Annotated in this window: 25 protein-coding genes and 2 riboswitches; of the genes, 3 read left to right on the top strand and 22 right to left on the bottom strand. The window is 36.1% G+C overall.

The genetic code is table 11. The annotated features are described in order from the left end of the window. Window positions 1–179: 179 nt before the first annotated feature. The 3 genes from CAAU_RS07025 to CAAU_RS07015 form a co-directional block, all read right to left on the bottom strand. Window positions 180–545 carry a hypothetical protein gene (locus CAAU_RS07025; RefSeq protein WP_008908739.1) on the bottom strand — a complete coding sequence of 122 codons (366 nt, stop codon included), beginning with the start codon at window positions 543–545 and terminating at the stop codon, window positions 180–182. A gap of 166 nt (window positions 546–711) precedes the next feature. Beyond that, window positions 712–948, bottom strand: coding sequence for an SIR2 family NAD-dependent protein deacylase (locus CAAU_RS07020; RefSeq protein WP_008908738.1), 237 nt, complete (start codon window positions 946–948; stop codon window positions 712–714). An 18-nt stretch (window positions 949–966) separates the two neighbouring features. Then, the gene (locus CAAU_RS07015; protein ID WP_008908737.1) at window positions 967–2,025 is read right to left on the bottom strand and encodes an ADP-ribosylglycohydrolase family protein; all 1,059 of its coding nucleotides are present in this window, start codon (window positions 2,023–2,025) and stop codon (window positions 967–969) included. 195 nt (window positions 2,026–2,220) lie between these two features. Here CAAU_RS07015 and CAAU_RS07010 point away from each other — a divergent pair, with 195 nt between their 5' ends. Continuing rightward, window positions 2,221–3,069 carry a diguanylate cyclase domain-containing protein gene (locus tag CAAU_RS07010; protein ID WP_008908736.1) on the top strand — a complete coding sequence of 283 codons (849 nt, stop codon included), beginning with the start codon at window positions 2,221–2,223 and terminating at the stop codon, window positions 3,067–3,069. A 21-nt stretch (window positions 3,070–3,090) separates the two neighbouring features. On the opposite strand, the gene purD is transcribed toward CAAU_RS07010, so the two are convergent. The 19 genes from purD to CAAU_RS06915 all read right to left on the bottom strand — a co-directional run bounded on the left by purD (window position 3,091) and on the right by CAAU_RS06915 (window position 20,074). Beyond that, window positions 3,091–4,326: a phosphoribosylamine--glycine ligase gene (purD, locus tag CAAU_RS07005; RefSeq protein WP_008908735.1), complete on the bottom strand. Its 1,236-nt coding sequence runs from the start codon at window positions 4,324–4,326 to the stop codon at window positions 3,091–3,093. 42 nt (window positions 4,327–4,368) lie between these two features. Next, the gene (gene purH / locus CAAU_RS07000; protein ID WP_008908734.1) at window positions 4,369–5,862 is read right to left on the bottom strand and encodes a bifunctional phosphoribosylaminoimidazolecarboxamide formyltransferase/IMP cyclohydrolase; all 1,494 of its coding nucleotides are present in this window, start codon (window positions 5,860–5,862) and stop codon (window positions 4,369–4,371) included. A gap of 1 nt (window position 5,863) precedes the next feature. Then, window positions 5,864–6,433, bottom strand: coding sequence for a phosphoribosylglycinamide formyltransferase (gene purN, locus CAAU_RS06995; RefSeq protein WP_008908733.1), 570 nt, complete (start codon window positions 6,431–6,433; stop codon window positions 5,864–5,866). After that, complete coding sequence (purM, locus tag CAAU_RS06990) at window positions 6,421–7,413, bottom strand: phosphoribosylformylglycinamidine cyclo-ligase (protein WP_008908732.1); 993 nt, start codon at window positions 7,411–7,413, stop codon at window positions 6,421–6,423. The genes purN and purM overlap by 13 nt, the downstream gene beginning before the upstream one ends. A 1-nt stretch (window position 7,414) precedes the next feature. Beyond that, entirely contained in the window at window positions 7,415–8,818 is a 1,404-nt protein-coding gene (gene purF, locus CAAU_RS06985; RefSeq protein ID WP_008908731.1) for an amidophosphoribosyltransferase, read from the bottom strand. Continuing rightward, on the bottom strand, window positions 8,803–10,995 hold the full coding sequence (gene purL, locus CAAU_RS06980) for a phosphoribosylformylglycinamidine synthase subunit PurL (RefSeq protein ID WP_008908730.1): 2,193 nt from the start codon (window positions 10,993–10,995) through the stop codon (window positions 8,803–8,805). Before purL ends, purF begins: the two co-directional genes overlap by 16 nt. A 14-nt stretch (window positions 10,996–11,009) precedes the next feature. After that, the gene (purE, locus tag CAAU_RS06975; RefSeq protein ID WP_008908729.1) at window positions 11,010–11,504 is read right to left on the bottom strand and encodes a 5-(carboxyamino)imidazole ribonucleotide mutase; all 495 of its coding nucleotides are present in this window, start codon (window positions 11,502–11,504) and stop codon (window positions 11,010–11,012) included. Next, a complete protein-coding gene (locus tag CAAU_RS06970; RefSeq protein ID WP_008908728.1) occupies window positions 11,497–12,660 on the bottom strand; it encodes a 5-(carboxyamino)imidazole ribonucleotide synthase in 1,164 nt (387 codons plus the stop codon). Before CAAU_RS06970 ends, purE begins: the two co-directional genes overlap by 8 nt. A gap of 13 nt (window positions 12,661–12,673) precedes the next feature. Then, on the bottom strand, window positions 12,674–13,333 hold the full coding sequence (gene purQ, locus CAAU_RS06965; RefSeq protein ID WP_008908727.1) for a phosphoribosylformylglycinamidine synthase subunit PurQ: 660 nt from the start codon (window positions 13,331–13,333) through the stop codon (window positions 12,674–12,676). Window positions 13,334–13,335: 2 nt separating this feature from the next. Next, window positions 13,336–13,575: a phosphoribosylformylglycinamidine synthase subunit PurS gene (gene purS / locus CAAU_RS06960; protein WP_008908726.1), complete on the bottom strand. Its 240-nt coding sequence runs from the start codon at window positions 13,573–13,575 to the stop codon at window positions 13,336–13,338. Beyond that, a complete protein-coding gene (gene purC, locus CAAU_RS06955) occupies window positions 13,572–14,285 on the bottom strand; it encodes a phosphoribosylaminoimidazolesuccinocarboxamide synthase (protein WP_008908725.1) in 714 nt (237 codons plus the stop codon). The genes purS and purC overlap by 4 nt, the downstream gene beginning before the upstream one ends. Window positions 14,286–14,364: 79 nt before the next feature. Continuing rightward, window positions 14,365–14,466, bottom strand: a riboswitch (purine riboswitch). A gap of 110 nt (window positions 14,467–14,576) precedes the next feature. Then, a complete protein-coding gene (gene thiC, locus CAAU_RS06950) occupies window positions 14,577–15,830 on the bottom strand; it encodes a phosphomethylpyrimidine synthase ThiC (protein WP_192811195.1) in 1,254 nt (417 codons plus the stop codon). Next, window positions 15,799–16,479: a thiamine phosphate synthase gene (gene thiE, locus CAAU_RS06945; RefSeq protein WP_008908722.1), complete on the bottom strand. Its 681-nt coding sequence runs from the start codon at window positions 16,477–16,479 to the stop codon at window positions 15,799–15,801. The genes thiC and thiE overlap by 32 nt, the downstream gene beginning before the upstream one ends. Further along, window positions 16,469–17,071 (bottom strand): sulfur carrier protein ThiS adenylyltransferase ThiF, encoded by a 603-nt coding sequence (gene thiF, locus CAAU_RS06940; protein ID WP_008908721.1) that lies wholly within the window; start codon window positions 17,069–17,071, stop codon window positions 16,469–16,471. Before thiF ends, thiE begins: the two co-directional genes overlap by 11 nt. Beyond that, window positions 17,068–18,162, bottom strand: coding sequence for a 2-iminoacetate synthase ThiH (thiH, locus tag CAAU_RS06935; protein ID WP_008908720.1), 1,095 nt, complete (start codon window positions 18,160–18,162; stop codon window positions 17,068–17,070). Before thiH ends, thiF begins: the two co-directional genes overlap by 4 nt. 1 nt (window position 18,163) lies before the next feature. Then, complete coding sequence (locus tag CAAU_RS06930; protein WP_008908719.1) at window positions 18,164–18,931, bottom strand: thiazole synthase; 768 nt, start codon at window positions 18,929–18,931, stop codon at window positions 18,164–18,166. Window position 18,932: 1 nt separating this feature from the next. Beyond that, window positions 18,933–19,124 carry a sulfur carrier protein ThiS gene (thiS, locus tag CAAU_RS06925; RefSeq protein WP_008908718.1) on the bottom strand — a complete coding sequence of 64 codons (192 nt, stop codon included), beginning with the start codon at window positions 19,122–19,124 and terminating at the stop codon, window positions 18,933–18,935. Window positions 19,125–19,202: 78 nt separating this feature from the next. Then, window positions 19,203–19,316: riboswitch (TPP riboswitch) on the bottom strand. A 63-nt stretch (window positions 19,317–19,379) separates the two neighbouring features. Beyond that, window positions 19,380–19,823 carry a type II toxin-antitoxin system VapC family toxin gene (locus CAAU_RS06920; RefSeq protein WP_008908717.1) on the bottom strand — a complete coding sequence of 148 codons (444 nt, stop codon included), beginning with the start codon at window positions 19,821–19,823 and terminating at the stop codon, window positions 19,380–19,382. Continuing rightward, on the bottom strand, window positions 19,811–20,074 hold the full coding sequence (locus CAAU_RS06915) for a hypothetical protein (protein WP_008908716.1): 264 nt from the start codon (window positions 20,072–20,074) through the stop codon (window positions 19,811–19,813). Before CAAU_RS06915 ends, CAAU_RS06920 begins: the two co-directional genes overlap by 13 nt. A gap of 366 nt (window positions 20,075–20,440) precedes the next feature. On the opposite strand from CAAU_RS06915, the gene CAAU_RS06910 reads away from it, so the two are divergent. Both CAAU_RS06910 and CAAU_RS06905 read left to right on the top strand, forming a co-directional pair. Then, entirely contained in the window at window positions 20,441–22,237 is a 1,797-nt protein-coding gene (locus tag CAAU_RS06910) for an ABC transporter ATP-binding protein (RefSeq protein ID WP_040306182.1), read from the top strand. A gap of 12 nt (window positions 22,238–22,249) precedes the next feature. Then, window positions 22,250–24,031 (top strand): ABC transporter ATP-binding protein, encoded by a 1,782-nt coding sequence (locus tag CAAU_RS06905; protein ID WP_008908714.1) that lies wholly within the window; start codon window positions 22,250–22,252, stop codon window positions 24,029–24,031. The last annotated feature ends 24 nt before the right edge of the window (window positions 24,032–24,055 follow it).

The following is a 24,055-nucleotide window of genomic DNA, read 5'->3' as shown; positions in this document are numbered from 1 at the left end:
TCCTGATTTTAAAATTTTTATACTTTGTAAGTTTAGACCTGTTTCCCAAATTGAAAAATAAAAACTATTCATATTATAAACAATTACACAAACAATAAAACTTCCTAAAAAAAATAGAAACCTATTTTTTTCATTAACTTCACCAAACCTTTAAAATTCTTCAAAAATCATAATATTTCTTAATTTGACTCGTAAAAATATTTTTTTGTCGGCAAAATAAATATCAATTGTATAATAGTTATAATAACATTTGTAGATGCAATAAGATGCTTATTATAAAAAGCAATATATGCTACTAGAAAAAAATCATAAATTATCATCAACCAATAGCCCCATCTTTTAAGCTTTAAAAAACCATAGGATGCAATTAAAAGAATTAAAGATAATAACGCCCTTGTTATACTATTTATAAAAATAGGTAGTTGTATAACAGTAACATTAAAACGTTCCAAAAATCCTGGAATTATTGACACTATCCCCAGCAAAGCAGCTAATAAGCTTATATATCCAAAAAATGTTATAATTAACGGTCTATTTTTATTCATAGCTATACTCCTTGAATAATTTATTAAAAATCTTGCAAGCATGATCTGTTTGTTTACGTCATTTTCAATATTATTAAATAACGCCTCTGGTAGTTTAATTTTAGAATATTTTGTGACATAATCTACATAATATTCAAAATTAATCTGCTTTTTTTAGCATATTCAATTATAATTGATTCCAAGTAACAATTGGAACATTATATTTTGCAAGAGCAATATGAGCAGGGTTAGGCTCTGCTCTTTCTATTTTTTCTTTCATTTCAATTAATATTTTATAAAACTCTTCAGGGTTATTTTGGAAAAATGATCTGCTCAGCTTTTCTCTTAAGTTTCCCATTTCATTAAATGTTGGAATGCCACTTGCTTTTGATATTCCAGCACCTGTTAAGGCTACAAGGTTCATAAAAAATCCCCCTTTTATTTAATACCCCGGATAACACTCCCACCAATTTTCATCTATATCTTCTTTATTTGCTATTAGTAAATCGTCAGCTATCTTTACTATTACATCCTTTAGTTCTACTTTTTCAATCCACTCTTTTGGTATACTACTTACACCTAAATATGCACCTAAAATGTTGCCTGTTATTGCACCTGTGCTGTCGCTATCTCCATCATGATTAACGGAAGTAATTATAGCCTTCTTAAAATCATTTTTATATCTTAATGCACAGTATACCGATATTCCAAGAGCCTCTTCTGCAACCCACCCTTCACCAAGCTGAGAAATTGCATCAATATCTTCTACATCGCTATATGTAAGTTCTATCGCCTTTGATAAGCTGTTAAAGCACTCTTCATAATTGTCATATTCTTTTAGTTTGTTCATTGTTTTATTAGCAGCGTTTTCTAATTCCTCACCTTCAATTATTAAAGCGATTAAGTATGCAAGGGCACCTGCAGATAAATAACCTGTTGGGTGTCCGTGGGTTAGTGCTGCTATATCTACTGCTATGTCAAAGGCATATTCTTTGGCATAAAATAGTCCTACTGGTGCGATACGCATAACTCCACCACAGCCCTTGCTATTATTTATCGGCTCTTTTGTTGTTCCGATTTTGCCATTTAAAAGTGCAGACAGGCAGCTCATTCCCGGTGCTCTTTTCTCATGAAGTTCCTTTACTTTTATTAACCATCCACTATTTATAAAATCATAGTCCTTTATATTTGTATATCCTTGAGTTATAAGCCAACGCCTATAGGCATTATAAACAACGGATGGAAGATGGCATATACCTTTTAAGACAAATCTTGTTTTTGCACGTAGTATACCCTCGGCTGTAAAAAGCGTCATTTGGGTATCGTCAGTTATTTCAGATTTACCATTTTTACCTAAAAGAAGCTCAACAATTCCTTCTTTGCCAAATCTTCTAATAATCTCATCTCTTTTTAAAAACTCAACCGGCCATCCTAATGCATCACCGATTGCCCCACCTAAAAGGCATCCTCGAAAATGCTCAGAATCCCTCTTGCTATTCATTTTTATTATTCACCACCTAATTTAAAAAAGAAATTTCCAAATAATGATTAATTAATACTTCTACATTTTTGTTTAATTTCCTTCTTAAGTGCCTGGCACTTAAGATTAAGATTTTATAATATTTTACAAAAAAAGTCATGTTATATTGAATAAGCAATTATATAATATAATTAAAAGAACCTCCGGAGGGATACAATGGTAGAAAAGCAAGTTATTGAAAGAATTCAAGAAGCCATAGACTTTATAGAAGAACATCTTGAAGATAAGATATATGTTGAAGATATAGCAAAAATAGCTTTCATGTCACTTTCATCATTTTACTCTATATTCTCTTTAATCTTAGGAACAACAGTTAAGGATTATGTTAGAAAAAGAAGGCTTTCTTTGGCTGCATATTTCCTTGTATATACAAACCTAAGCATACTAAACATTGCCGTAAAATTTGGTTATGAAGGATATGAACCCTTCTCAAGGGCATTTAAAAAACTATTTGGCGTTTCGCCTAAAAAATATAGGGAATTCAGAAAATATATTGATGTTTTCCCTAAAATTCAACTAAAGTATGGTAATTCTTTAGGAGGTGAAAATATGGTTGATAAAGAAATGAACAAAGAATCCGTTCTTCAACAAATTCATAACACTTCAAACGGCTATATTCTTGACGTTGATATAGACAAGTTTGAAGGCATCAACAAAATATATGGTTATGATATAGGCGATAAAGTTTTGATTGAAGTTCCAAGAAGAATAAAGGAGGTTTTAGAAGAATTAAATTTGCCTTCTCAAGTTATTAGAATAAGCAACGACGAATTTGTAGTTATAGTTAAGCATCAACCAATAGAATTTATTGAAATGCTCTCACAAAAAATATTAGATGCCATGAAACCTAAATTTCAATTTGGTGATATTTCTTTCGATGTTTCAGTAAGTATTGGAATAACAAACTTTACCATAAGCTCCGCGGATGATGAGATAATAAATAAAGTAAAGGACGCTATGCTTCTTGCTAAAAAAGAAGGCAGGAATAGATTTAAAGTAATTTAATATATAGGCAGGTTACCCTGCCTATATATCTTTTCTATACTGCATACCCTCAAAGTAAATCCTTTTCAAATCCCCATAGGCCTTTTGCCTTGCCTTATCAAGGTTATCGGCTACTGCTGTTACCGATAAAACTCTTCCACCTGTTGTGATTAAATTGCCATCCTTAAATTCTGCACCGGCGATGAATATTTTGTTTTCAACATCGCCTATATTAACCTTAAATCCCTTCTCAATATCGCCTGGATATCCCTTTGAGGCAGCAACTACATTGCAGGAATATCCTTTCTCCCAGTCTACTTTGCATCCCTCTAATTTTCCGTCAATAGCCCTTAAAATTAGCTCAAAAAAGTCGCTTTTCATAAGGGGAAGAAGGGCCTGAGTTTCAGGGTCCCCCATCCTTACGTTGTATTCTAAAAGATAAACTCCCTTTTTGGTTATCATAATTCCAAAAAATATTATGCCATGATAATCAAGTCCTTCTTCCTTTATCCCATTTAATGTAGGTAACATAATATTTTTCTTAAAATCCTCTAAAACTTCATCAGTAACATAAGGATTAGGTGCGATAACACCCATTCCGCCTGTATTTGGTCCCTTGTCGCCGTCGAATATCCTTTTATGATCTTTTGCAGATATAAAGGGAATAATAGTTTTGCCATCGGTTATTGAAAGGATTGATGCCTCAACTCCTTCTAAAAACTCCTCAATGACGATTCTCTTTCCAGAACCTTTAAAAACATCCTCCACCATAAATTTTTTTAAGGTATCCTCTGCCTCCGCAAAGGAACTGCATATAACAACGCCCTTTCCTTGGGCAAGGCCATCAGCCTTTATTACACAGGGATATCGGCATTTTTTAATATACTCCACTGCCCCTTCTATATCATAAAAAACCTCATACTCCGCCGTCCTTACGCCGTGCCTTTTCATAAACTCCTTTGCATATATTTTGCTTCCCTCAAGCCTTGCAGCCTCCTTTGAGGGGCCAAATATTTTTAAGCCTTGCTTTTTAAATTCATCAACTATTCCCTCAACTAAAGGTGCCTCAGGACCTACAACAGTAACATCTACAAGCTTTTCCTTGGCAAATTTAACATAATCATATATGCCTTTTAAATCGACATTCTCACATTTTTCCTCCATATAGGTTCCGCCGTTTCCTGGGGCAACAAATACCCTTTCTACAAGGGGGCTTTTAGCTATCTTCCATGCTATTGCATGCTCCCTTCCACCTGAACCTATGACTAAAACCTTCATCCGATCACCTCCTAAAGTGCCAGGCACTTAAGATTTAAGTTTTTAATGTTTAAAGTGTCTAACTCCTGTAAAAACCATTGAAATGCCGTATTTGTTGCAGGCATCAATTGAATCCTGATCCCTTAGGGAACCTCCCGGCTGCATTATTGCTCTAATATTATGCTTTGCCGCCTCCTCAACGACATCGCTAAAGGGGAAAAAGGCATCCGAAACTAAAACAGCAGCACCTTTCCCTCTTTCAAGGGCTTGGCAGGCTGCCCATATTCTATTTACCTGCCCTCCTGCAATTCCAACTGCCCTTTTATCCTTTACCACAACTATGGCATTGGATTTAACATACTTTACAACCTTCATCCCAAAGAGCATTTCCTCTATTTCTTCCTCTGTTGGCTGTTTTTCTGTAACAACCTTTATTTCATCTACTAGCTTATTATCTACACTTTGAACTAAAATTCCTCCATCTACGCTTACCATTTCATATTTATCCTGAGGCTTAACCTTTGCCTTTATTATTCTTAAATTCTTCTTTCCCTTTAAAACCTCAAGGGCATCATCATCATATTCAGGGGCTATGATAACCTCGAGGAATATTTCAACCATCTTTTCTGCTGTCCTTTTATCAACCTTGCTATTTAAGGCAACTATTCCCCCAAAAATTGAAACAGGATCGCATTCGAAGGTTTTTAAAAAAGCTTCATAAGAGTCTTTACCTACTGCAACTCCACAGGGTGTATTGTGCTTTACTGCACAACAAGCAACCTCATCAAATTCACAAACAACCTTCCACGCAACATCCATATCCTTTATGTTGTTGTAGGAAAGTTCCTTGCCTCCTAGCTTTTCAAAATCCTTCATAGCAGCAGTGCCTTCAGTTTTAACATAAAAGGCAGCCGTCTGGTGGGGATTTTCTCCGTATCTTAATTCTGCTTCCTTTTTGTATGATATGGATAAGTATTCCGGGTAAGGATTATCAAGAAGAAAATTAGAAATTGCTGCATCATAGGCTGATGTTAAATTAAAGACTTTACCTGCAAGATATTTTCTTGTGTTATAGCTTACATTTCCGTCCCTTTCAATCTCCTTCATAACCCTGTCATAATCTCTATAGTCGCAGAGGACAACAACATCTTTAAAGTTTTTAGCTGCAGCCCTTAGCATTGAAGGGCCTCCGATATCTATAAACTCAACCTTCTCCTCAAAGGATAAATCCTCCTGAACCTTTTCAAAAAATGGATAAAGGTTAACTATAACAAAATCAATGGTCCCTATCCCCTTTTGTTTTATCGTCTCCATATGTTCTTTATTATCCCTAATTGCAAGGATTGCCCCATGAATGTTAGGATGTAAGGTTTTCACCCTTCCGTCAAGTATCTCCTCAAAGCCTGTAATCTCCTTTATTTCTATAACTGGTATTCCCTTATCCTTTAAGAATTTATAGGTTCCACCTGTTGAAATGATCTCAACGCCTTTATCAGCTAGGAATCTACAGAGATTTTCTATCCCATCTTTATAATAAGTGCTGACAAGTGCCCTCATACTATCCCTCCAATACCTTTTTTATAGCTTCAACAATTAGTTTGTGTTCCTCCTCTAAAACCCTCTTTGACAAATCAAAAGGACTATCTCCTTCTAAAACAGCAACCCTTTTTTGAAGAATTATCCTTCCGGTATCCACGCCCTCATCTACAAAATGAACGGTGCAGCCACTCTCCTTTTCTCCTTCCTTTAAAACAGCCTCATGCACCCTTAATCCATACATCCCTTTCCCTGAGAATTTAGGCAAAAGGGAGGGGTGGATGTTTATTATTTTATCCTTGTAAACCTTTAATATCTCTCCCTCTAAAATGGATAAAAAGCCTGCAAGGACTAAAAGGTCTAAATCCTTTCCTATTATCTCCAATATCCTTTGAGAGAGCTCTTTACCAAATCCTCTTCTATCTAAAACTACAGTCCTTATCCCCCTTTTTTTTGCCCTTTCTATGGCCAAGCAACTTCTATCGGCAATTACAAATTCAATGCTGCAGTTTAATTTACCATCATCTATTGCATCCATAATAGCCTCAAGATTAGATCCGCTTCCAGACACTAAAACTGCTATTTTATGCAAACGCCATCACCGCCCCTTTCAACATGGCCGATTATATACGCTCCTTTACCCATTCCTTCTAAATCCTCAACTATATTTTTAGCTAAACCTTTATCCACACACAAAACAAATCCAATTCCCATGTTGAAGGTGTTAAACATCTCCCTTTCCTCAACCCCGCTATCCATTATATATTCAAATATTTTGGGAATCTTAAAGGAATTTTTATCAATAACCGCCGTAAAATTCTCCTTAAACATCCTCGGGATATTCTCATAAAATCCTCCGCCTGTTATGTGGGCCATTCCCTTTATTTCGTATTTTTCTATAAGGGGAAGAACATAAGGGACATATATAGTGGTTGGCGTTAGTAAAACCTCTCCTATTTTATTTCCTTCAAATTCTGCATCTAAATTCTTTATAATCCTTCTAATCAAAGAGTAGCCGTTGCTGTGGGGGCCGGAGGATTCAATTCCTATTAAAACGTCCCCTTCTGTTATTTTGCTTCCATCTATTATCCTGTCCCTTTCAACGATTCCAACTGCAAAGCCTGCTATGTCGTAATCTCCTTCCTTGTAAAATCCAGGCATCTCTGCAGTTTCACCGCCTATAAGGCTACAACCTGCAATTTCACATCCCTTTGCAACGCCTGAAACTATTTGTGCTGCAACTTCAGCATCTAATTTCCCGCAGGCTAAATAATCAAGGAAAAAAAGGGGCCTTGCACCATGGCATAATATGTCATTTACGCACATTGCAACGCAGTCTATGCCTACAGTATCGTATTTTTTCATCTTGAAGGCAATTTCAAGCTTTGTTCCAACACCATCTGTTCCAGAAACAAGGACAGGATTTTTATACCCTCCTATATCATAAAGGGCCGCAAAGCTTCCAATTCCGTTTAAAACCCTACTACTGTAGGTTTTCCTTGCCATGTCCTTTATAAGACTAACAGCTCTATAGCCCTCCTCGATGTTAACTCCCGCATCTTTATATTTCATACTATTCCTTCCTTTCAAACTGGAATTTATCCGCCTCAAGGGGTGCAGAAACCGGATATGTTCCGTTAAAACATCCTAAACAAAAACCATCCCTATTTAATGCCTTTAAAAGGCCATCTATGCTTAAAAAGGCCAAAGAATCCGCACCTATTTCCCTGGAAATATCATCAATATCTTTATTAGCTCCGATAAGCTGACTTCTATAGGGAGTATCTATTCCAAAGTAACAAGGGTATGCAACAACAGGGGATGCAATCCTTACATGAACCTCCTTTGCCCCCGATTTTTTCAATAAATCTACAAGCCTTCTCATTGTAGTTCCTCTAACTATAGAATCGTCAATCAAAACAACTCGTTTCCCTTCTATATTTGACTTCAAAGGATTTAATTTGATTGCAACTGCCCTTTCCCTATCTTCGCTTTTAGGCTGAATAAATGTCCTTCCTATATATTTGTTTTTTACAAAGCCTATGCCGTAGGGTATCTTTGAAGCATTTGAAAAACCTACTGCAGCAAAGGTTCCTGAGTCTGGAACGCCGATAACAATGTCCGCTTCAACAGGTGCTTCATTATAAAGCTCCTCTCCTGCCTTTAGCCTCGACTCATAAACGCTAATTCCATCTATAATGCTGTCGGGTCTTGCAAAGTAAATATATTCAAAGGCACAGGTTTCAAGCTTTGTTTTTTCTATTAAATTAAGACTCCTTATTCCTTCTTTATCTATTATCAATATCTCACCAGGTTCAACATCCCTTAAAAACTCAGCACCGACAGCATCTAAGGCACAGCTTTCAGATGCCAAAACATAACCTCCATCTATTTTCCCAAGGCATAAAGGTCTTATACCGTGGGGGTCCCTTACGGCAATCAGTTTATCATCGGTTAATATAAGCATGGCGTAGGAACCCTTTATCGCCTGCATGGCGTCAAATACTGCCCTTTCTATTCCCTTCTTTGCTGCCCTTGCTATAAGGTTTAATACAACCTCTGTATCTATTGTTGTTTGAAATATAACCCCCGCCTCTTCTAAAAGTTCCCTTATGATATCTGCATTGACAAGGTTGCCATTATGGGCAATTGCAATGTTACCAAGTTTGTATTTACTATAAAGGGGCTGGGCGTTTTCCTTCCTTGTCCCACCTGTTGTTGAATACCTTACATGGCCTATTGCGGCAAACCCTTTAGTATTTAAAAATTCTTCTGTAAAAACCTCCGATACAAGCCCTATATCCTTATGGACTATAAAATCTGTCCCACTTGATATAGCCATCCCTGCACTTTCCTGTCCCCTGTGCTGAAGGGCAAAAAGGCCGTAATATACAGTTCTTGCTATTTCCTTTTCTTCAGTTAAATAAACTCCAAAAACTCCGCACTCTTCCTTAAACTTATCTATTCCATAAAACATACAAGGCCACCTTCCCATTCCTTCTTAGCCTCTTTTACTTCTATGTCTAAAACTTTATTTCCGTTAAGCTCTATCTCCACTTTGTCCCTTTGTGTTTCACCAATAACCTCTGCCATAACCCCATATCTTTTAAAATTTAATATTACCTTGTCAGCAGCATCTTTTCTGCAGGATAAAATAAATCTTCCCTGGCTTTCAGAGAATAAAAATCTATCCTCCCTAAGGTCTGTATTTATGCTAAGTTTTGCACCCATTTCATTTTTAAAACAGCACTCTAAAAGGGTCACTATAAAGCCTCCATTTGATATATCGTGGCAGCTCTTTAAAAGATTCTCATCTATGCACTTTAAAACCGCTTCAATTGTGTTTTTCTCGATCTCAACTTGAGCCTCTGGCACCCTTCCTGCCTCGATGCCAAATATAACCTTTAAATATTCACTTCCGCCTATTTCATCCCTTGTTTCACCGACAAGAATTATTACATCACCCTCATCCTTAAAGTCTATAGTCGTATGCTTTTTTGCATCCTCTAAAAGTCCAAGCATTCCAATAACAGGTGTAGGATGAATTGCCATTTTTTCCGACTGATTGTAAAAGCTCACGTTTCCGCTTATGACAGGTGTATTTAAAATCCTTGATGCCTCTGTTATTCCTAATATGGAATTCCTAAATTGATAATATATTTCTTCCTTTTCTGGATTTGCAAAGTTTAAGCAGTCGGTTATAGCAATCGGTCTTGCTCCAGTTGCTGCTATATTTCTTGCAGCCTCTAAAACCGCTATTTTTGCCCCTTCGTAAGGGTTTAGATAACAATATCTTTCATTGCAATCCACCGTAAGGGCAATTCCCTTATCTGTTCCATCTACAAGAACTAGGGCTGCATCGCCGCCGGGTTTAATAACGGTGCTGTTTCTAACCTGATGGTCATACTGACTGTAAACCCACTTTTTTGATGCAATATTAGGGGATTTTAAAAGCTTTAAAATAGTCTCCTTTAAATCTTTTGGCTTTTCAACCTTTGAGGTGTCAAAATTCATGAGCTCATCCATATATTTTGGCCTTTTAAAGGGTCTTAAATTAATTGGCGCGCCATCGGCAAGAAGCTTTGCTGGCACTTGTCCAACCAACCTTTCTCCCTCATAAACCGAAACGAATCCATCGTCAGTAACCTCTCCTATTACCGATGCATGAAGTCCCCACTTGTTAAAGATTTCAAAAACTCTATCTTCCTTGCCCTTTTCAACTATAACGAGCATCCTCTCCTGGGATTCGGAAATCATAATCTCAATGGGGTTCATTCCCTTTTCCCTCGTTATAACCTTTGTAACATCTATTTTTATGCCGCTTCCCCCCCTAAAGGCAGTCTCACAACTTGCAGAGGTAAGCCCTGCCGCACCAAGGTCCTGTATCCCAACGACGCATCCCTCTTTAATTAGTTCTAGGCAGGCCTCCAAAAGAAGCTTTTCCATAAATGGGTCCCCCACCTGAACAGCTGAACGCTTTTCCTCCGATTCCTTAGTTAAATCACAAGAGGCAAAGCTTGCCCCACCCATTCCATCACGTCCTGTTGTATGTCCAACCAGCATGACGGGGTTTCCAACTCCCTTTGCCGCTGCCTTTTTTAAGTCTTCCCTTTTAAGAAGTCCTACGCTCATGGCATTTACAAGGGGATTATCGTTATAGCATTCATTAAAAACCGTCTCACCACCTACCGTTGGAATACCAACGGAATTTCCATAGTCTCCTATTCCCTTTACAACTCCCTTTAAAAGATGCTTTGTTTTTTCAAGCTCAAGCCTCCCAAACCTTATGGAATTAAGGTTTGCAATAGGTCTTGCTCCCATTGTAAATACGTCCCTTAAAATGCCTCCAACTCCCGTCGCAGCTCCTTGATATGGTTCAAAGGCTGACGGATGATTGTGGCTTTCTATTTTCATTGCAATTGCAAGTCCATCTCCGATATCCACAACCCCTGCATTTTCCCCAGGACCCTGCAACACCCTTTCGCTTTTAGTGTTGAAAAGCTTTAAAAGGGCCTTTGAATTTTTGTAGCTACAGTGTTCCGACCACATAACTCCAAACATCGAAAGCTCTAAATCGTTTGGAATTCTACCTAATCTTTCGACTATCAAATCGTATTCCTCTTTATTTAAACCAACATCCTTATATGTTAGCATGGCAATCCTCCTTGTTAAGTTAATTGACCGTCAATTAACCTTTTAGACATATTAAATACATCCTCTTCAAGTTCCCTCTTGTAGTCCTTTAACTTATTCATTAAATCCTCATCAAAGGTTGCAAGTATTTTAACAGCCAATATTGCAGCATTTGCTGCACCATTTATGGCAACTGTTGCAACGGGAATTCCCTTTGGCATTTGAACTATTGATAAGAGTGAATCAAGCCCATCTAAGGATTTGCCCTTTATAGGAACTCCAATAACTGGAAGGTTAGATATTGAAGCTACCATCCCAGGAAGATGGGCAGCCCCTCCGGCTGCTGCAATTATAACCTTAGTTCCCCTGTCTTCTGCCTCCTTTGCAAAGCAAAACATCTTTTCAGGGGTTCTATGGGCTGATACTACATCAATCTCATAATCTACATTAAACTTTTTTAAAATGTTTTCAGCATCCTTCATAACCTCATAATCAGAAATGCTTCCCATTATAATTGCTACCTTACCCATTAAACTCACCTATCTTTAAATTGTTTTTAACAAATTCTATTTTTTCATTTATCTCCTCATCAGTCTCACCGATGACCGTTACATGCCCTATCTTCTTTTTATTGTCTACAAAGTCTTTTCCATAAAGATGAACATATATTCCATCCATCTTTAGTAGATCCTTAAATCCTTCTATTGTATATTTTCCCGTTAATTTTCTATCCCCAAGGATATTAATCATAGCCGCCCTTTTTAAAAGCTCCGTCGAACCTAATGGCAAATTTGCTATGCTTCTTAAGTGGTTTTCAAACTGACTGCTGACAAAGGCCTCAATGGTAAGATGCCCTGAGTTATGAACCCTTGGTGCTATTTCGTTTATATAGATCCTATCATCATAGTCTAAAAACATTTCGATGCAGAATACTCCAACATCATCGAAGCCTTCTAATACCGCCTTTGCAATATTTATAGCCTCCTTTTTTACATCCTCTTTTATATCCGCTGGGCATTTAGTAATCTTTAAAATGCTGTCCTCATGGTAGTTTTCAAAGGGTAGATAAAACTTCAAATCGCCATCTAAATTCCTGCAGAGTATTATTGATATTTCCTTTTTAAAGTTTATATATTCCTCTATAAAAATTTCCCTTTTAAAATCAAAGTTCTTAAACTCCTCTAAATCCTTTTGACCTTTTATAAGGATGTTTCCCTTACCATCATATCCTCCCCTTGCATGTTTTAACATAAGGGGGAAAGAAAACTGTCCTGCCTTTATAATTAAGTCCTCAAAGGATTCAACCCTTTTAAATTTAGGAACAGGAAGACCAAGCCTTTTTAAATATTCCCTTTGAAGATACTTATTTTGAATTATTTTTAATGTTTCTGGTGAAGGGTATATTTTATATCCCATTTCCTTTAATCTCAAAAGATGCTCTACATTAATGTGTTCAAATTCATAGGTTATAATATCTGTTTTTTGGGCTAAACTTAAAAGGGCTTCAAAATCATCAAAGCTTGCAACAAACTGAAAGTCTGATACCTGCCCTGCTGGTGAGTTTTCCTTAGGATCAAGGACAAAAACTTCATACCCCATCCTTTTGGCCTCAAAGGCAAGCATCCTACCAAGCTGTCCTCCCCCTATAACCCCTATCCTTGAAGGTGGTAGATACACTTTATTCATAGAAACACCTTCCTTAGCCTTTTAAAAATTCTATAGCCCCTTTGAAAAATTTAAGTCCATCATCACATCCTAAAAGCTTTGACGATGACCTTTCTGGGTGGGGCATAAGACCTAATACATTTCCCCCTTCGTTTATGATTCCTGCAATATCCTCTATAGAACCGTTGGGATTATTTTTATATTTAAAAACTATTTGTCCCTTTTCCTTTAATCTTTTTAAGCCCTCATCATCTATAAAATAGTTTCCTTCTCCATGGGCTATTGGAAAATTTACAACCTCTCCCTTTTCATAAAACCTTGTAAAGGGAGTATTATTATTCTCAACTATAAGCTGACAGTCGCTACATATAAACTTTAAATTTTTATTCCTTAAAAGGGCGCCGGGTAAGAGCTTTAATTCAGTCAGTATCTGAAACCCGTTGCAAATGCCAAGGATTAGATTGCCCCTTTCAGAAAACTCATATATTCCCTCTAAAACCTTTGCAAACCTTGCAATGGCCCCACATCTTAAATAATCACCATAGGAAAATCCTCCGGGTAAAACCAAAAGGTCAACATCGATCTTACCCCCATCATGCCAAATATATTTAACATCAACATCTAAAGCCTTTAAAACATCGAATACATCCTTATCACAATTGGAACCTGGAAAAACTACAACCCCTGCCTTCATAATCACACCTCAAATCTAAATGTGTAGGTTTCTATAACTGGATTAATAAGAAGCTTTTCACACATGTCCTTGATTATCCCTTCAGCTTCCATAATATCCATATCCTTTAATTCAACTTCAATATGCTTTCCAATTCTAACTCCCTCAACATGGTATCCTAGCTTTAAAAGTCCCTCCTTAACCGCTGCCCCCTGTGGATCTAAAATGCTCTCCTTTAAGGTAACATCAATTAAAGCCTTCATTTTACCTCTCCCTTCATCCTTTTTAAAATCTCTTTATAGCCTTCAATGACGTTTCCAAGGTCCCTTCTGAATCTGTCTTTGTCAAGCTTTTCTTTAGTATTTTTGTCCCAAAATCTGCAGGTGTCTGGGGATATCTCATCGGCAAGTAAAATCTCATCCCTAAACCTTCCAAACTCAAGCTTAAAGTCAACAAGGTCTATTCCTAGTTCATCGAAAAACTCTTTAAGAACCTCATTTACTTTGCCAGCACAATCATAAATATTTTGAAGCTCCTCAAAGGTTGTGATCCCTAAAGCTACTGCATGATAGTCGTTTATTAAAGGATCCCCAAGTTCATCGTTTTTGTAGCAAATTTCAAAGACGGTTGTATTAAGTTTTGTTCCCTCTGCAATTCCAAGCCTTTTTGCCATGCTTCCTGCTGCGATATTTCTTACTATTACCTCAAGGGGAATTATATTAACCTTTTTAAGAAGCTGCTGCCTTTCATCGATTTGTTTTAAGAAATGGGTTTTTACTCCTTTGCCTTCTAAAAGTTCAAATAAAATAGAAGATATGGTGTTGTTAAGAACTCCCTTTTCAAATATTTGTGCTCTTTTTTGTCCGTTAAAGGCTGTGGCATCGTCCTTAAAGTAGGCTATTATTTTATCCTCATCGCTTGTCCTATAAATTATCTTTGCCTTACCTTCATAGAGTTTTTCTAACCTTTCCATAAAACACTCCCCCTAAAAAAATAATCCCCTTTTTGACCATGGAAGAGTCAAAAAGGGGATACCTATCCCTAAAAAGGGAATAACCTATTGACTCATCCATAGTCGGGCAGTTTACGGCTGCCCGGTAGAGACTCTAGGGCCATATTCCCCAGATTATATGGATGATACCGTATTCTTTTCTAACTTCATATTAGAATATATCCTTAAATATGTCAAATATTTTTTGCTATATTTCGTAATTATACGAATATATATCTTGATATTTTTTATATATTTTGTTTTCTTCCATGGCTATCTTACATTATTTACTGGACACAACTTTCCACACATTGTGCAGTATTTATTTTCATCCTTCTTATACATCCTCATCTTTTCCTCATCTATTCCCCATCTATACATCTCCTGCCAATTCATCTCTGATCTTGCCAAGCTCATTTTATAATCCCTTTCAAGGTCTTTCTTAAAACCCTTTGAAAGATTAGCAGAATGGGCAGCAAGTTTGAAGGCAATTATTCCTTCTTTAACATCCTCTATGCTCGGAAGCCTTAAATGTTCAGCAGGAGTTACATAACACAAAAAGTTTGCACCATTAAGGGCTGCCATGAGACCTCCCATAGCTCCTGTTATATGATCATATCCTGCACCTATATCTGTTGTTAAAGGTCCTAAAACATAAAAGGGTGCTCCATGGCATAGTTTTTTCTCAAGAAGCATATTAGCTGCAATTTCATTTGCCCTCATGTGGCCAGGACCCTCTATTATTATCTGAACTCCTTTTTCCCATGCCCTTTTTGTTAGCTCACCTAAATTTATAAGCTCCTCGATTTGGAGGGCATCTGTAGCATCGAATATACATCCAGGCCTTAGGGAGTCCCCTAGGCTTAAGGTTACGTCATGTTTTTTACAAATATCTAAAATATCATCGAAGTATTCATATAGCGGATTTTCCCTATTGTTTTTAATCATCCAGTTATAAATCATTCCGCCTCCACGGGATACTATCTTCATTATTCTATGATTTTTTTCAAACCTCTCTAGAGTTTTTCTTGTAATTCCCGCATGGAGGGTAAAAAAGTCCACTCCCTCCTCCGCCTGCATCTCTATAAGCTCAAGCATCTCCCTTGCTTCAACCTTTGTAAAATCCTCATGTAATATGGCAATATCATATATCGGAACCGTCCCCACTATGAAATCATAATTTTTTAAAAGATATTTTCTAAACTCCTTTGAATTTTTTCCACTTGAAAGGTCCATAACCGACTCGACTTCGTATTTTTTACAAAGCTCCAATTTTTCAATCTCCTCTTTAAAATCGCCGCATTCGCTGGATACACCAATATTAACATTTATCTTAACTTTCGTTCCATCTCCAATTGCAAAATATTTTGACCTTCTTCTGTTTTTATTTGCAGGAATTACTATCTTTCCATTTGCTATCAACTCTAAAAAATTTTTTTCATCCATCTCCTCAACCTCTATGGCAATTCTCATCTCCTCCGTCAATATCCCTTCCTTAGCATAATCCATTTGAGTTTTCATTCTTATCCCTCCAATTATTTAGCTTATCTAAAATAGCTCTACCCTTTCCTTCGATATCCTCTGCCCCAACTATTTCGCTTACCATTGCTATACACTTTGCTCCCCTTTTTAAAACATTCTCCACATTGTTTTCCTTTATCCCTCCTATTGTAACAAAGGGTAATTTGCTCTCTTTTACTGCTATATCTAAATATTCAAAACCAACAGGATCACACACATCCTCCTTAGTAAAGGTTTTAAATATAGGGCCAACACCAATATAATCCGCTCCTATTTTGTGGGCATCATAAAGCTGCTCTCTCGAATGGGTGGAAAGGCCAATTATATATTCCTCTCCTAAAAAGTCTCTTACCCTCTCTAATGGATAATCATCCTGACCTATATGAACTCCATCGGCTAAAACCATCTTTGCAATTTCTATATTATCGTTTATTATAAATATGCAACCATAATCTAATGTCATTTGCCTTATTTTTTCACACTCTAAGAGTTTTTCTCTTAGGGTCTTTTTCTTTTCTCTATATTGAATTATCTTCACACCCGACTTTAGCATTTTTTCTACTACCTCTATGTTGCTTCTGCCCCTAGACAAATTCTCTGCTGTAATGCAGTAAAGATTATATTCCTTTAAAAGCCTTAATTTTTCAGCTTTCATCTCCTATCACCATCCTTAAAACCTCATCGGCCTGCAAGCTGGCAACAGCAGTTACCTTAGGAGAAAGGGGACTAAACTCAATTATAGATTTTCTAAAATCACCAATTATTGAATAATTTTTACCCCTTTTTATTTTTATTCCTTCTCCATCCCCAAACCCTGCAACACCTGAAGCACATACAACCCTTATTTTTGCTGAAAGACAATATTCAAAAATCATCCTTTTATACTCTTCCCTGTCAACGGCCTCTACGACTATGTCTGCCTGCTTCAATAAATTTAGGTTATCTTCTGTTATTTTTAGGCATAGTGTTTCTATTAAAGCATCCTTATTAATCTTTAATAGGTTTTCCTTTAATGCATACACCTTTTTATTGCCTACCTGTTCTAAATAAAAGTCCTGCCTGTTTAAGTTTTTAAGCTCAACTTCATCAAAGTCGATAAGGGTTAACTTTAAAAAGCCTGTTCTAATCAATAACTTAGCAACATTAGAACCTAAACCTCCACAGCCTATAACAATTACCTTGGTCTTTTCTATTTTTTTAAGCTCTTTTTCAGAAAGATAATTTAATAAAATTTCTCTAAAGGTCATAACATCACCCAATTTGTAAATTCTGCATTATATCCCTTGGATTTTATAGACATAATAATTTCTTCAACCTTTCTATCATCAGATACCTCAAACTGCTTTGGTGAGGGATTATCCTTTACATATCCACCAACGCCGGTTTTAGACTCCGCCGACATCTTTGTAACACCAAGGCCTATTAGGTTGTCCCTCAGTTCTTTACTTTCCCTTGTTGAAATATTGATACCTACATGCTTTAATATTAGCCTTGTATAAACTATAAATTTTACAAATTGCAAGTCATCAACCTTTGTATAGATAAAATTCATTCCTTCAAAGGGCCTTATCCTAGGGAAGGATATAGAAAGTTCTATTTTAGGATATTTTTTTAGAAGATACTTGCCATGCATAGCAGTTAAAAATACATCCTTTTTAAAATCATTTGAAAGTCCCAAAAGACAACCTATATTTACCTCCTTAACCCCAGCCCTTATTGCCTCCTCAATGGCATTTAACCTTTTAACAAAATTCCTTTTCCTTCCTATTAAATGGACAGCTTCATAGGTATTTAAGTCATAGGTTTCTTGGTATAAAGTAACCCCAACTAGTCCCTCATCTATAAGTTCCTTATATCCTTCAAAGGATAAAGGACCTGTTTCAATGAAAATTTCAGAAAAATATTTTTTTGCAATTTTTATAGCCGATTTTAAATATTCAAACCCCTCCTTTGTATCATCCTCCCCCGTTAAAAGTAATATGCTGTTAAATCCTTTTCTCTTTATAGCCAGCATCTCATCTTCAACTTCATCTAAGCTGAGCCTTCTTCTCTCTATTTTATTAAAACATGAATACCCACAATAAATACAACCAGATGAACAATAATTTGAGATATAAAGAGGAATATATAAAAATATGTTTTTACCAAAATAAGCTTCTGTAAGCCTTTTTGCCTTCCTGGCTGCCACCTCTAATATATCTAAATCATCGCAGTTTAAAAGTTTAATATAGTCCTTATCGGATAAATCCTCCGTATTTAAAATTTCAATAGCTTCCTCCCTTGAAGGTTTGCTTTTATTTTCTTCATAAAGACGGGCTATTTCTTCAAAATTAAACATATTAAACACCCCTTAAAAATCCCGTTAAAGGTGATGATGCATCGGCATATTCCTTTTCCTTTAAAACTCCTACTTCATAAGCTAGTCTTCCTGCATCTATCGCCATCTTAAAGGCCTTTGCCATTTTAATAGGATCCTTTGCTGTTGCAATAGCGGTGTTTATAAGGCAAGCTTCGGCTCCAAGTTCCATAGCCTCAGCCGCATGGGAGGGCCTTCCTATTCCCGCATCGACAATGACTGGAATTTTTATTTCGTTTATTATAGCCTTTAAAAGCTCCTTTGCCACCAATCCTTTGTTGGTTCCAATTGGTGAACCGAGGGGCATTACTGCACTAACTCCAATATCCTCAAGTTTTTTAGCAACTATAAGATCCGGGGAAATATAAGGGAAAACGTTAAATCCCTCCTTAACTAATATCTCACAGGCCTTAATGGTTTCTTCATTATCAGGCAAAAGATATTTAGTATCAGCCTCTATTTCTACCTTTATCCAATTAGAATTTGTAAGTTCCCTACCGATTAAAGCTATCTTTACAGCCTCCTTATAATCCCTTGCTCCGGATGTATTTACCATTATTATGGTTTCTTTTGGAATATAATCCAAAATGTTTTCTCTTTCTCCACCTCTATGGGCCCTTCTTACAGCAACTGTAACAACATCTATTTGAGCTTCCCTAATTATATCTTTTATCATTTCATAACTTGGAAGCTTTCCTGTTCCTACAAAAAGCCTTGAATTAATAGTTTTTCCACCAATTACAAAAGACACATTAACCACCTCCAACAAAGCTTACAACTTCTAAATAATCCTCTTCCTTCAAGAAAACCTCATCCAAAAGGTCCCTTTTTAAGATCTCACCATTGAGTAAAACAACAACCTTTTTTTCATCATATCCCTCCCTTTTTAAAAGTTCTAAAACCGTCCCATTAAAGCTAATCCTTTCATCGTTTAAAAATGCCATTATCTCCCTCCTTAAAAAAAATTGCACTACCCCAGCGTAAAGGTAGTGCAAAAAAGCACTACCCAGCAAAATAGAGTAGTGCATATTTTCCCACTTCCCTACGCTGGTATAATCCAGATCAGGTTCAAAGGGTCTAAGGTTTCATCGGACCTTACTCTCAGATGGCCTCGTCCATCTCCCCCAGTGTCCTTTATTTAGTTTTCTAAAATTATTATAATTCAAAAAATTATAAAATGTAAAGTGCCTGCCACTTCATTATATTTCGTCAAGTATAATAAACTCAATCTCATTAATTTTTCTCAATCTTATATCGTTTGTTACAAAAGCCTCTGCCTTTTCCTCCAAAGCTGATGCTATAAAAATAGCATCAGGGGTTTTTAATCCATACCTCGCTCTCATCTTAGCCGTTAGAACCAAAACATTATAATCAATATTTTTCAAATATAAATTTGGGAAAGCACTAATAAATGCTTTATATCTATTTGCAAGTAATATATCCCCATCTTTGTAAGGCTTTGTTAAAACCTCAGTTATAAGTAGCATAGAAGAAATTGCAAAAACAGAACCAGATTCAATTAACCTAAACATTTCCCTAACTTCATTAAAATATTTCTCATTTCTCTCCATTAAGTATATAAATGAATTGGTATCTATTGCTATCCTGCTATAATTTTTTAATTTATCGACTAGTTTTCCCATGAATCTCTCTCCTGCTTTATATAATCAACACCACCTGCATTTTTCCACATTTCTTCTCCAAGTCCAGCTAACGCATCAGTAAAAGACTCCGGTTTTTTAAACAAGAAAAGCTCTTTGGTTTCATCATCATATACCCATAAAACTTCATCCCCTAGCTTTTCTTTAATCAAATCTATTATTTCAGCAGACACTCTAATAATTTTATATTCATTATTATTAATTTCATCTTTATACTCCTTTGCAATACCCATCTAAATCACTCCAACATCGTTTTTTATTATTATATTCCCTTTCCAAATTAAAATCAATAATATCAAGTGCCTACTACTTGATGTTTTGATTTTTTACATATTCAATATTTTAGCAACTTATGGCATTATGGCAAATAATTGTTGAAATTTTTTAAAAATTATTTTATACTATAAAAAGAAATATTTATGAAGGGAGGTTGCACAGATGTTAATGTTTATAGGAAGTTTAAAAATTAAATTTAACACTGAAAATAAAAAGATAGTGCAACCTATGCCTTCGCGTATATTGCCCTAAAAAATATTAAGTAATCTAGGCCATGGGTGTGCTATCCCATGGCCTTTTTATGTTTAAAGGAAGGTGATGACATGAGGAAATATCGACTTTTAATTGATTTTTCAAAGGGCTTTAGGCTAAAATACATTGCCTCAATAATTGCAACGGGTCTTTCGGCTTTATTCTCCGTCCTTATTCCCCTTATTATAAAACTAACCGTTGACTCGATAATCGGGACAAAGCCTATAACATCTAAACTAATGATAAATTTAGTAGATTCTTTAGGTGGTAGAGATTACATTCTAAAAAATCTATGGATTATGGGGCTTTTGGTAATACTACTTACCCTACTTAACTCATTATTTCTTTATCTTAAAGGAAAATGGTCAAGCCAAGCCTCAGAAAACATAGCAAAGAGGTTTAAGGACAGTCTATACGAAACAATACTAAGGGCAAAATATGAATTTTACTCAAAATATCCATCGGGGGAAATAATACAAAGATGCACCTCCGACGTTGAAACCATAAGAAATTTTTTAGCAAACCAGTTTGTTGAAATAGGAAGGACAGTTATACTTCTTAGCCTTATACTCATTATAATGTTTTCTTTGGATGTAAAATTTGCCCTTGTTGCGACATTGATAGTTCCTATTATCTTCGCCTTTGCCCTTTGGTTTTTTACAAGGGTTCAAAGGCAGTTTAAAAGGAGCGATGAGGCAGAGGCTGAACTTTCAACGGTAATTCAAGAAAACATAACAGGAATTAGAGTTGTAAAGGCCTTTGCAAGGGAAGAGTTTGAGATTAAAAAATTTGCAGAAAAAAACAAAACCTACAGGGACCTTACCTATAATCTTATAAAGCTTTTTGCAAACTATTGGTCCTTTTCAGACTGCCTTTGTATGATTCAAACTGCCCTTGTGGTTCTTATTGGCTCATACTTTGCTGCAAATGGCAAAATCACCATAGGAACCTTGCTCGTTTTTGTCAGCTATGAAGGAATGCTCCTTTGGCCCGTAAGGCAGATGGGAAGGATTCTCTCCGACATGGGCAAAATGACCATATCCCTTTCAAGAATACACGAGATACTAACTCAGGATAGGGAAAACCTTGATGAAGGAATTAAAGATATTGAAATCAAGGGGAATATCGAATTTAGCAGCGTAACCTTTGGATTTGATGATAAAAATTATGTTTTAAAGGATATCTCCTTTAAAATTGAAGCAGGACAAACGGTAGCCTTCTTTGGCTCCACAGGTTCAGGAAAATCAACAATAATATCCCTTTTATTGAGGCTTTACGACTACAAAAAAGGTTCAATAAAAATAGATGGGATAGAACTTAAAGATATATCAAAGTCATTTATAAGACAAAAAATCGGAGTAGTTCCTCAGGATGCCTTTTTATACTCTAAAACAATCAAAGAAAACATAGCAATAACAAATCCCGATGCAGAGCTTGAAGAAATATATAGAGCATCACAAATCGCATCCATCCACGATACAATAATGGAATTTGAGGATGGATATGACACCTTAGTTGGTGAAAAGGGAATAACCTTATCAGGCGGCCAAAGGCAAAGAATTACTATTGCAAGAACAGTTTTGAAGGATTATCCAATCCTTGTCTTTGATGATTCCTTAAGTGCCGTTGATACGGAAACTGAAGCTAAGATAAGAAACGCCCTTAAAGAAAGGAGCAAAAATACAACGACGATTATAATCTCCCACAGAATAACCAGCGTTAAGGATGCTGATATTATAATAGTTTTAGATAAGGGTAAAGTTACAAACATAGGAAACCACGAAAAGCTTATAAGGGAGGAAGGGCTTTATAAAAGGGTTTGGGAAATCCAATCCTTAATAGAAAGGGACTTTGAAAAGGCAATATAAGGCGGTGATATTATGGCTCAAATAAAAGAAAAGGAATATAAAAACAATTTTGACCTTAAGCTTTGGAAAAAATACTTATCCTTTTTAAAACCATATAAAAAAGAAATATTTTCTCTTATCATGATAATGGTATTTGTAGGGGCAATCGATGCCACATTCCCTTATCTTTCTAAATACGCAATAGATAACTTCGTAATAAAGGGAACCTACAAAGGTTTTTATAAGTTCATACTTTTTTATTTAATCTTAATTATATTCCAAACCATTAACGTATACCTTTTGATAGCAATAGCAGGGAAGGTAGATATGGGCCTTTGCCACGACATTAGAAAATCTGCCTTTGAAAAGCTACAAACACTGTCTTTTTCCTTTTTCGATAACACCCAGACGGGATATCTAATGTCAAGGTTAACCTCCGACGTTTCAAAGCTTGGTGATACCCTTGCCTGGGGAATAGTCGACATGGTTTGGGGAGTATCCATAATGACGTTTATATTAATTTATCTTTTAACCTTAAATATTAAACTTGCCCTTTTTATAATACTTGCAATACCTGTGCTGTTTGTAATTAGCATATATTTTCAAAAAAGAATATTAAAGCAATATAGGATAGTAAGAAAACTAAACTCCCAAATAACAGGCTCTTTTAATGAGGCAATAATGGGAGCTAAAACGTCGAAGATACTCTCAACAGAAAATATGCATATTAGCGAATTTAAGCTTGAAACATCCGAAATGAAAAACGCTGCAATAAAGGCTGCTATTCTGTCCTCTATTTATATGCCAATTGTAATAAGCCTTGGAAGCATATCAACAGCGATAATACTTGTTGTGGGTGGAAAATATACCTATATGAATTTAATAAGCTTTGGAACCCTTGCAGCCTTTATATCCTACTCAATTCAATTTTTCGAGCCTGTAAGGGAACTTGCAAGGGTTACGGCAGAGCTAATCTCAGCCCAAGCAGCAGCAGAAAGGGTAATAGACCTTATAAACACAGAACCTGAAATAAAGGATGAAGGGAAATTAGAGGATTTTAAAATACAAGGGGATATAGTATTTGAAAATGTAAGCTTTAAATACAAAGAAGGTGAAAAGGTTTTAGAAAACTTTAATTTACAGGTTAAAAAGGGACAAACAATAGCCCTTGTTGGAGAAACCGGCTCTGGGAAAACAGCTATAGTTAATCTTATCTGCCGCTTCTATGAGCCGACAGAAGGAAGGATATTTATAGATGGGGTAGATTATAGGGATATTCCCCTTAAAATCCTCCACTCTAGCCTAGGTTATGTCCTTCAAACGCCCCATCTTTTCAGCGGAACTGTTGCCGATAATATAAGATATGGGAAGCTTGACGCTACAATGGATGAGATAATTGAAGCTGCAAAGCTTGTAAATGCCCATGACTTTATTATGGGGCTTGAAAAGGGTTACAACACTGAAGTTGGCGAGGGTGGAAGTAAGCTTTCCATAGGACAAAGGCAGCTTATTTCCCTTGCAAGGGCAGTAATTTCAAACCCTTCTATATTTATACTTGATGAAGCAACTTCTTCCGTTGACGCCCATACAGAGCATATAATTCAAGATGCTATTCAAAGGGTTTTAAAGGGAAGAACAAGCTTTGTAATCGCCCATAGACTTTCAACCGTAAGAAATGCAGATAGAATACTTGTAATAGAGGGCGGTAAAATAATCGAAGATGGAAACCATGAGACGCTTCTTAAAAAGAAGGGTTACTATTATACTCTTTATAAAAACATGCTTACAGAAGAAAGCCAAAGGATAGAATATTAAAAAGTTGCCACTTTACGGCAACTT

The organism is Caloramator australicus RC3 (assembly GCF_000297115.1).
GTDB lineage: Bacteria > Bacillota > Clostridia > Clostridiales > Caloramatoraceae > Caloramator > Caloramator australicus.
Note: the sequence above shows the minus strand (reverse complement) of the source record. Positions and strands in the feature narration are given on the sequence as shown.

Coding starts and splice junctions, on each gene's coding strand:
- CAAU_RS07025 (WP_008908739.1), bottom strand. CDS start 545: ATGAATAAAAATAGACCGTTAATTATAACATTTTTTGGATATATAAGC.
- CAAU_RS07020 (WP_008908738.1), bottom strand. CDS start 948: ATGAACCTTGTAGCCTTAACAGGTGCTGGAATATCAAAAGCAAGTGGC.
- CAAU_RS07015 (WP_008908737.1), bottom strand. CDS start 2,025: ATGAATAGCAAGAGGGATTCTGAGCATTTTCGAGGATGCCTTTTAGGT.
- CAAU_RS07010 (WP_008908736.1), top strand. CDS start 2,221: ATGGTAGAAAAGCAAGTTATTGAAAGAATTCAAGAAGCCATAGACTTT.
- purD (WP_008908735.1), bottom strand. CDS start 4,326: ATGAAGGTTTTAGTCATAGGTTCAGGTGGAAGGGAGCATGCAATAGCA.
- purH (WP_008908734.1), bottom strand. CDS start 5,862: ATGAGGGCACTTGTCAGCACTTATTATAAAGATGGGATAGAAAATCTC.
- purM (WP_008908732.1), bottom strand. CDS start 7,413: ATGAAATATAAAGATGCGGGAGTTAACATCGAGGAGGGCTATAGAGCT.
- purF (WP_008908731.1), bottom strand. CDS start 8,818: ATGTTTTATGGAATAGATAAGTTTAAGGAAGAGTGCGGAGTTTTTGGA.
- purL (WP_008908730.1), bottom strand. CDS start 10,995: ATGCTAACATATAAGGATGTTGGTTTAAATAAAGAGGAATACGATTTG.
- purE (WP_008908729.1), bottom strand. CDS start 11,504: ATGGGTAAGGTAGCAATTATAATGGGAAGCATTTCTGATTATGAGGTT.
- CAAU_RS06970 (WP_008908728.1), bottom strand. CDS start 12,660: ATGAATAAAGTGTATCTACCACCTTCAAGGATAGGGGTTATAGGGGGA.
- purQ (WP_008908727.1), bottom strand. CDS start 13,333: ATGAAGGCAGGGGTTGTAGTTTTTCCAGGTTCCAATTGTGATAAGGAT.
- purS (WP_008908726.1), bottom strand. CDS start 13,575: ATGAAGGCTTTAATTGATGTTACCTTAAAGGAGAGCATTTTAGATCCA.
- purC (WP_008908725.1), bottom strand. CDS start 14,285: ATGGAAAGGTTAGAAAAACTCTATGAAGGTAAGGCAAAGATAATTTAT.
- thiE (WP_008908722.1), bottom strand. CDS start 16,479: ATGAAAGCTGAAAAATTAAGGCTTTTAAAGGAATATAATCTTTACTGC.
- thiF (WP_008908721.1), bottom strand. CDS start 17,071: ATGACCTTTAGAGAAATTTTATTAAATTATCTTTCTGAAAAAGAGCTT.
- thiH (WP_008908720.1), bottom strand. CDS start 18,162: ATGTTTAATTTTGAAGAAATAGCCCGTCTTTATGAAGAAAATAAAAGC.
- thiS (WP_008908718.1), bottom strand. CDS start 19,124: ATGGCATTTTTAAACGATGAAAGGATTAGCTTTAATGGGACGGTTTTA.
- CAAU_RS06920 (WP_008908717.1), bottom strand. CDS start 19,823: ATGGGAAAACTAGTCGATAAATTAAAAAATTATAGCAGGATAGCAATA.
- CAAU_RS06915 (WP_008908716.1), bottom strand. CDS start 20,074: ATGGGTATTGCAAAGGAGTATAAAGATGAAATTAATAATAATGAATAT.
- CAAU_RS06910 (WP_040306182.1), top strand. CDS start 20,441: ATGAGGAAATATCGACTTTTAATTGATTTTTCAAAGGGCTTTAGGCTA.
- CAAU_RS06905 (WP_008908714.1), top strand. CDS start 22,250: ATGGCTCAAATAAAAGAAAAGGAATATAAAAACAATTTTGACCTTAAG.